This window comes from Xenorhabdus littoralis (assembly GCF_033949345.1).
GTDB classification, from domain to species: domain Bacteria; phylum Pseudomonadota; class Gammaproteobacteria; order Enterobacterales; family Enterobacteriaceae; genus Xenorhabdus; species Xenorhabdus littoralis.
Genome location: NZ_VCDP01000154.1, coordinates 1 through 861 on the forward strand (window position 1 = coordinate 1; position 861 = coordinate 861).

2 protein-coding genes are annotated in these 861 nt (G+C 47.5%); both read right to left on the minus strand.

The features are described from left to right. Positions 1-617 (minus strand): primase-helicase zinc-binding domain-containing protein (locus tag FE394_RS18790; protein ID WP_319927846.1); only part of this gene is annotated, 617 nt, incomplete at its 3' end. Positions 618-720: 103 nt separating this feature from the next. Continuing rightward, a partial coding sequence (locus tag FE394_RS18795; protein WP_319927847.1) for a helix-turn-helix transcriptional regulator occupies positions 721-861 on the minus strand: 141 nt, incomplete at its 5' end.

Below are 861 nucleotides of genomic sequence, written 5' to 3' on the forward strand. Positions count from 1 at the left end.
GCGCCTTTTTTCTGGCTGCCGGTGAGTAATTTTTTCTCACCATCCGGTTTGATGAGCTGCGCGCCTGTTACTTTTTTGTCCAGTGTTGTGAGTCGCAACACTGTCGAATTATCGGCCAACAATCTCTGATTAGGGCAATGCAGCCCTTTTGCAGTCAAATAGGGAGAATGTCCGGCAACTGTCTGCGACATCAGAGCTGCCACTCTTTCAGCTATAGGTTGTGTTGTTTGAATGGTTTTTCTGGCTGGCTTGGGTTCGGGAAAAGGTAATGCCAGTACATCCGCAACGATTTTCGCCGCTTCAGTGATCGAAATTCCTTTGGTTCTTGCCACCAAATCCAGCCCATCGCCGTAGTTCGGTATGTCACACTGGCGACAATACCAGTTACCATGATGGTGATCATCAATAAAGTGAAAACGGTCAGTGCCGCCGCAAATCGGGCAGGCACCATGCTTGTCTTTCGCCGGGATATCTATACCGCAGGCAGGCAGCAGATTTTCCCAATGATACATGGCGGATTTTTTCACGGTCTGGATCAGGTCGAGCGGTTTTTGGCTGCGGTTTTTATCTGAAAGTGTAAATTTAGGGTGAGTTTGGGTATGCTGTATATCAGCCATCATCGTTACCTCAATTAACGTTTGTTGGTCAGACGCCTCAGTTGTGTGTCAGCACACTGGGGCGTTGCTTTTTTATATTCTGTTTCTTATGTTCTTTTCTGTGCTATGCCGCCCGTGATCCTGCGATACGCTGCGCAATCCAGTTATCAATTTCTGATTCAATAAACGCGATGGAACGGGAGCCGAGTTTAATCTGTTTCGGAAATTCCCCATCGCTAATCAGCTTGTAAATCCACGCCTTGCT